Genomic DNA, 7,346 nt, shown 5'->3' on the forward strand with positions numbered 1-7,346 from the left:
GCCGGCGCGTCCGCGCCCGCCCGCCGGGCCCGGGCGGCCAAGCGGCGCGAGCCCGTGGCGCCACCGCGGTCCGGCCCGTCGGCGTCCTCCCCGATGCGCCTCCCGGAGGCGCCGCTGCCGCCGGCCGAGGTGGACCGGCTGGTCTCCGGCGTCCACCACGACCCGCACGCCCTGCTCGGTGCGCACGCCACCCTGGAGGGCACCGCGATCCGGGTGCTGCGCCCGTTCGCGGAGCGGGTCGTGGTGGTGACGGACCAGGGCCCTATGGAGTTGACCCACCAGCAGTCCGGCCTGTTCACCGGGCTGCTGGTGGGCCGGGAGTTCCCGCCCTACCGGCTGCGGGTGAGCTACCCCGGCGGTGAGCCGCTGGAGCAGGAGGACGGCTACCGGATGGCGCCCACCCTGGGCGAGCTCGACCTGCACCTGATCTCCGAGGGCCGGCACGAGCAACTGTGGCGGGTGCTCGGCAGCCACGTCCGCGAGGTCGACGGGGTGGCCGGCGTCTCCTTCGCGGTGTGGGCGCCGAACGCGGTGGGCGTCCGGCTGGTCGGCGGCTTCAACCACTGGGACGGCACCGGCCACCCGATGCGCTCGCTCGGCTCCTCCGGCATCTGGGAGCTGTTCGTCCCCGGCCTCGCGGAGGGCGAGACCTACAAGTACGAGATCCGCACCCGGCAGGGCTGGGTGCTGCAGAAGGCCGACCCGCTGGCCCGGGCCGCCCAGTGCCCGCCCGAGACCGCCTCCGTGGTGCACACCTCGCACTACACCTGGGGCGACGGGGACTGGATGGCCCGGCGTCCGCGGACGGTGCACCACAGCTCGCCGATGTCGGTGTACGAGCTGCACCTGCCCTCCTGGCGGCCGGACCTGACGAGCTACCGGGAGATCGCCGAGGTGCTGCCCGGCTACCTCGCCGGCCTCGGCTTCACCCACGTCGAGTTCATGCCGGTGATGGAGCACCCCTTCGGCGGCTCCTGGGGCTACCAGGTCACCGGCTTCTACGCGCCGACCGCCCGGCTCGGCGGCCCGGACGACTTCAAGTACCTGGTGGACGCGCTGCACCGGGCCGGCATCGGCGTGATCGTCGACTGGGTGCCGGCGCACTTCCCCAAGGACGGCTTCGGCCTGGCCCGGTTCGACGGCGAGCCGCTGTACGAGCCGGCCGACCCGCTGCGGGCCGAGCACCCGGACTGGGGCACCCTGGAGTTCGACTACGGCCGCACCGAGGTGCGGAACTTCCTGGTCGCCAACGCGGTGTACTGGTGCGAGGAGTTCCACGTCGACGGCCTGCGGGTGGACGCCGTCGCCTCCATGCTCTACCTCGACTACTCGCGCGAGGGCGGCGCCTGGTCGCCGAACGTCTTCGGCGGCCGGGAGAACCTCGACGCCGCCTCGTTCCTTCAGGAAATGAACGCGACGGTCTACCGCCGCTGCCCCGGCGTGGTCACCATCGCCGAGGAGTCCACGGCCTGGGACGGCGTCACCCGCCCCACCGACAGCGGCGGCCTCGGCTTCGGCCTGAAGTGGAACATGGGCTGGATGCACGACTCGCTGGTCTACATGTCCAAGGAGCCGGTGCACCGCAAGTACCACCACAACGAGATGACCTTCTCGATGGTGTACGCCTACTCGGAGAACTACGTCCTGCCGATCTCGCACGACGAGGTGGTGCACGGCAAGCAGGCGCTGGTCGCCAAGATGCCCGGCGACTGGTGGCAGCAGCGGGCCAACCACCGGGCGTACCTGGGCTTCATGTGGGCCCACCCCGGCAAGCAACTGCTTTTCATGGGGCAGGAGTTCGCTCAGGGCGCCGAGTGGGACCACGAGCACGGCCCGCAGTGGTGGGTGCTCGCCGAGGACTGGCCGGCCGCCGAGGAGCACCTCGGGGTGCGCCGGCTGGTCGGCGCGCTCAACCGCACCTACCTCGACTCCCCGGCGCTCTGGGAGCAGGACACCGTGCCGGCCGGCTTCCGCTGGCTGGACGGCGGCGCGGCCGACGACAACGTGCTGTCCTTCGTCCGGTACGCCGCCGACGGCACCCCGCTGGTCGCGGTCTGCAACTTCTCCCCCGTCGTCCGGCACGGCTTCCGGGTCGGCCTGCCGGAGCTGCCCGGCGGCGACCAGCTGTGGGAGGAGGCGCTGAACACCGACGCCGCGGAGTACGGCGGCAGCGGCCTCGGCAACTCGCGGCCGGTCAAGGCCGAGGCCACCGCGTGGAACGGCCAGGAGCACAGTGCCGAGCTGGTCCTCCCGCCGCTCGCCACCCTCTGGCTGCGGCCGGCCTGACGCCGCCGGACCCCACCGGTTCCGGGCCCCCGGGGCGATCGCCCCGGGGGCCCGCCCACGTCCGCACCGGAACACCTGCCCGGGTATGGTCAACAGTGACCGCTTCCCGGACGGCAGGACGGAGTGAGCCGCGTGGCGCGCAGCGTGTACGTGACCGGCATCGACCGGGGGGACGGCCGGCAGGCCGTCGAACTCGGGGTCATGGAGCTGCTGGCCCGCCAGGTCGACGCCGTCGGCGTCTTCCGGCCGCTGGTGCACGCGGACGATCCCGCCGAGAAGGGCACCGACCACGTCGTCGAGCTGCTGCGGGCCCGCTACCGGGTCGACCTGCCGGCGGAGGACCTGTACGGCCTCTCCTACGAGGAGGCCGCCGCCCTGCAGGCCGCGCAGGGCCAGGACGAACTGGTGTCGGTGCTGGTGGACCGCTTCCGCGCGGTCGAGCGGCGCTGCCAGGCGGTGCTGGTGCTCGGCACCGACTTCGCCGGCACCAACATCCCCGACGAGCTGGCCTTCAACGCCCGGCTCGCCAACGAGTTCGGCGCCTGGGTGCTGCCGGTCGTCGGCGGTCAGGGCGAGGACGCGCAGGCGGTGGTCGCGGAGGTCCGCAACGCCCACCGGGCCTACACCGACCTCGGCTGCTCCGCGCTGGCGATGATCGCCAACCGGGTCGCCCCCGCCGCGAAGCAGCGGATCCAGCGGACGCTGACCGAGAAGCTCCCGGTGCCGGTGTACGTGATCCCGGAGGAGCCCTCGCTCTCGGCGCCGACCGTGGCACAGCTGGTCGACGCGACCGGCGCCGAGGTGCTGCTCGGCGACGCCGCGGGCCTGGCCCGGGACGTGCGCTCCTTCGTCTTCGGCGGCGCGATGCTGCCGACCTTCCTCGACGCGCTGACCGAGGGCGCCCTGGTGGTGACCCCGGGCGACCGGGCGGACCTGCTGATCGGCTCGCTGGCGGCGCACGCCGCGGGGGCGCCGCCGATCGCGGGCGTGCTGCTCACGCTCGGGCAGCATCCGGGGCCGAACGTGATGGCGCTGGCGGCGCGGCTCGCGCCGGGGACGCCGGTCGCGGTGGTGCCGGAGGGCAGCTGGTTGACCGCGGCCGCGCTGACCCACCTGGAGGGCCGGATCGGCCCGGACAGCCACCGGAAGGCCGAGACCGCCCTCGGACTGTTCGAACTCCACGTGGACACGACGGAGTTGACCAAGCGGATCGAGCTGTCGCGGTCCGAGCGGGTGACCCCGATGATGTTCGAGCACGCGCTGCTGGAGCGGGCCCGGGCGCAGCGGCGGCACATCGTGCTGCCGGAGGGCACCGAGGAGCGGGTGCTGCGGGCGGCGGAGGTGCTGCTGCGCCGCAACATCTGCGACCTGACCCTGCTGGGCGAGCGGGACGCGGTGCAGCGCCGGGCGGCCTCGCTCGGTCTGGAGCTGCCGCACCCGGAGGAGGCCGCGGACCGGGCCCGGCTGCGGATCGTCGACCCGGCGACCAGTCCGCTGCGCGAGAGCTTCGCGGAGCTGTACGCCAGGGCGCGGGCGCACAAGGGTATGACGCTGGAGCGCGCCCTGGACGTGGTCACCGACGTCTCGTACTTCGGGACGCTGATGGTGCAGGAGGGCATCGCCGACGGCATGGTGTCCGGTGCGGTGCACTCGACCGCGGCCACCATCCGGCCGGCCTTCGAGGTGATCAGGACGGCGCCGGGTGCGGCGATCGTCTCCTCGGTGTTCTTCATGTGCCTGGCCGACCGGGTGCTGGTGTACGGCGACTGCGCGGTGAACCCGGACCCGGACGCGCAGCAGCTGGCCGACATCGCGGTGCAGTCCGCGGAGACGGCGGCCCAGTTCGGGGTGGAGCCGCGGGTCGCGATGCTCTCGTACTCGACGGGCACCTCCGGTTCGGGCGCGGACGTGGACAAGGTGCGGGAGGCGACCGAGCTGGTCCGCCGGGCGCGCCCGGACATCCTGGTCGAGGGGCCGATCCAGTACGACGCCGCGGTGGACCCGTACGTGGCGGAGACCAAGCTGCCGGGCTCCTCGGTGGCGGGCCGGGCGACCGTGCTGGTCTTCCCGGACCTGAACACCGGCAACAACACGTACAAGGCGGTGCAGCGCTCGGCCGGCGCGGTGGCGGTCGGGCCGGTGCTGCAGGGCCTGCGCAAGCCGGTCAACGACCTGTCCCGCGGCGCCCTGGTCGAGGACATCGTCAACACGGTCGCGATCACCGCGATCCAGTCGCAGCGCCCCGCCGAAGGAGCCGAGCAGTGACCGAATCCACGCTGGTCCTCGTGCTGAACGCGGGGTCTTCCTCCGTGAAGTACCAGCTGATCGACATGCTGGACGGCTCCCGGGCGGCGGCCGGGCTGGTCGAGCGGATCGGCGAGGTGAACGGCCGGCTGCTGCACACCCCGGCCCGGGGCGAGCGGCGCGAGCGGCTGCGGGTCTTCGCCGACCACGCGGAGGCGCTCGCCGCGGTCGCCGAGGAGCTCGCCGCGGACGACCTCGGGCTGGGCTCCCCCGGCCTCGCGGCGATCGGCCACCGGGTGGTGCACGGCGGGCAGCGATTCGCCGCGCCGACCCTGATCGACGACGAGGTGGTGGCCGAGATCCGCCGGCTGATCCCGGTCGCGCCGCTGCACAACCCGGCGAACATCGTCGGCATCGAGGTGGCCCGCGCGCTGCGGCCGGACCTGCCGCAGGTCGCGGTGTTCGACACGGCCTTCCACAGCACGATGCCGGAGGCCGCCGCCACGTACGCGATCGACCGGAAGACCGCGGAGCAGCACCGGGTGCGCCGGTACGGCTTCCACGGCACCTCGCACCAGTACGTCTCGCGGGCGGCCGCGCGACTGCTCGGCCGCGACCCGGCCGAGCTGAACGTGATCGTGCTGCACCTGGGCAACGGGGCCTCGGCCTCGGCGGTGTCGGGCGGGGTGTGCGTGGAGACCTCCATGGGCCTGACGCCGCTGGAGGGCCTGGTCATGGGCACCCGTTCCGGGGACGCCGATCCGGGCCTGGTCTTCCACCTCCACCGGGTGGGCGGCCTGACGATCGATGAGATCGACGACCTGCTGAACCGGCGCAGCGGCCTGGTCGGGCTGTGCGGGGACAACGACATGCGGGAGGTGCTGCGCCGGGCCGGCGAGGGCGACGGGGACGCGCAGCTGGCCTTCGACGTGTACGTGCACCGGCTGCGCAAGTACATCGGGGCGTACTACGCGGTACTGGGCCGGGTGGACGCGGTGGTGTTCACCGCGGGGGTGGGCGAGAACGCGGCGCCCGTCCGGGAGGCGGCGTGCGCGGGGCTGTCGGCGCTGGGCATCGAGGTCGACCCGGTGCTGAACGCCGTGCGCTCCGGTGCGGCGCGGCTGATCTCGCCCGATCACGGGCGGGTGGCGGTCGCGGTGGTGCCCACCGACGAGGAGCTGGAGATCGCCCGCCAGGCCTTCGCACTGGTGCACGACGACATTTGAGATGACAGCCCGTCAGCGTCCCACCCTTCGGGATGGTTCGTTGGCGATTTCTCCCGGTCCGGGCGTGATGCACCGATAACTCGAACGGATAGACTGACGGATATGCGCCGAGCGAAAATTGTCTGCACCCTGGGTCCGGCGACGGACTCCTACGAACAGCTGAAGGCCATCGTCGAAGCGGGCATGAACGTCGCCCGACTCAACATGAGCCACGGCTCCCACGCGGAGCACGAGGAGCGGTACCGCAAGGTCCGCCAGGTGTCCGAGGACACCGGCCGCACCATCGGCGTGCTGGCCGACCTGCAGGGCCCGAAGATCCGGCTGGCCACCTTCGCCAACGGACCGGTGACCGTCGACAACGGCGACACCTTCACCATCACGACCGAGGATGTGCCCGGGGACCAGCACATCTGCGGCACCACCTACAAGGGCCTGCCCGGCGACGTGAAGCCCGGCGACCCGATCCTGATCAACGACGGCGTCATCGCCCTGGAGGTCGTCAGCGTCGACGGCCCGCGGGTGAAGACCGTGGTGGTCGAGGGCGGCGTGCTCTCGAACAACAAGGGCATCAACCTGCCCGGTGCGGCCGTCAACGTGCCCGCCCTCTCCGAGAAGGACAAGGAGGACCTGCGCTTCGCCCTCGAGCTGGGCGTCGACATGGTCGCACTGTCCTTCGTCCGCAACGCGGCCGACATCCACGACGTCCACAAGGTGATGGACGAGGTCGGCATCCGCGTCCCGGTCATCGCCAAGATCGAGAAGCCGCAGGCCGTCGAGGCGATGGAGGAGATCGTCCTCGCCTTCGACGCGATCATGGTGGCCCGTGGCGACCTCGCCGTCGAGTACCCGCTGGAGCGGGTGCCGCTGGTGCAGAAGCAGCTGATCACCCTGGCCCGCCGCAACGCCAAGCCGGTGATCGTGGCGACCCAGATGATGGAGTCGATGATCCACGCCTCGCGCCCGACCCGCGCCGAGGTCTCCGACGTCGCCAACGCCATCCTGGACGGCACGGACGCGGTCATGCTCTCCGCCGAGTCCAGCGTCGGCAAGTACCCGGTCGAGACCGTCCGGACGATGAGCCGGATCGCCGAGAAGGCCGAGGAGGAGCTGCTCTCGCAGGGCCTCCAGCCGCTGAACCCGGGCCGCAAGCCGCGCACCCAGGGCGGCTCGATCGCCCGCGCCGCGTGCGAGCTCGGCGACTTCCTCAACGGCCAGGCGCTGGTCGCGTTCACCAAGTCCGGCGACACCGCCCGCCGGCTGTCCCGCTACCGCTCGCCGATCCCGGTGATCGCGTTCACGCCGGACGCCTCCACCCGCAACCAGCTCTCGCTGAGCTGGGGCGTCGAGGCGTACGTGACCGAGCAGGTCGAGACCACCGACGAGATGGTGCAGCAGGTCGACCGCGAGCTGCTGCGCCTGAACCGCCTCGCCGAGGGCGACACCGTGATCGTCACCGCCGGCTCGCCTCCCGGCGTCCCCGGCAACACCAACATGGTCCAGGTCCACCACCTGGGCAGCCGCGACCACCACTGACACCCGGCGCAGCATCGCCGAGGGGCGGTTCCCCTCCTCCGACCGGAGGAGGGGAAC

General features: G+C 72.5%; 4 protein-coding genes. All 4 read left to right on the forward strand.

What is annotated here, in order from left to right; translation table 11 throughout:
• Positions 1–93: 93 nt before the first annotated feature.
• The 4 genes from glgB to pyk all read left to right on the forward strand — a co-directional run bounded on the left by glgB (position 94) and on the right by pyk (position 7,289).
• Positions 94–2,286, forward strand: coding sequence for a 1,4-alpha-glucan branching protein GlgB (glgB, locus tag AB0O09_RS18700; RefSeq protein ID WP_363542766.1), 2,193 nt, complete (start codon positions 94–96; stop codon positions 2,284–2,286).
• 132 nt (positions 2,287–2,418) lie between these two features.
• Positions 2,419–4,551, forward strand: a complete 2,133-nt coding sequence (pta, locus tag AB0O09_RS18705) for a phosphate acetyltransferase (RefSeq protein WP_363542746.1) — start codon at positions 2,419–2,421, stop codon at positions 4,549–4,551.
• Positions 4,548–5,756, forward strand: coding sequence for an acetate kinase (locus tag AB0O09_RS18710; protein WP_363542747.1), 1,209 nt, complete (start codon positions 4,548–4,550; stop codon positions 5,754–5,756). Before pta ends, AB0O09_RS18710 begins: the two co-directional genes overlap by 4 nt.
• 102 nt (positions 5,757–5,858) lie before the next feature.
• Entirely contained in the window at positions 5,859–7,289 is a 1,431-nt protein-coding gene (gene pyk, locus AB0O09_RS18715; protein WP_359979958.1) for a pyruvate kinase, read from the forward strand.
• Positions 7,290–7,346: the final 57 nt, after the last annotated feature.

This window comes from Kitasatospora sp. NPDC093679, from assembly GCF_040683455.1.
Classification (GTDB): domain Bacteria; phylum Actinomycetota; class Actinomycetes; order Streptomycetales; family Streptomycetaceae; genus Kitasatospora; species Kitasatospora arboriphila.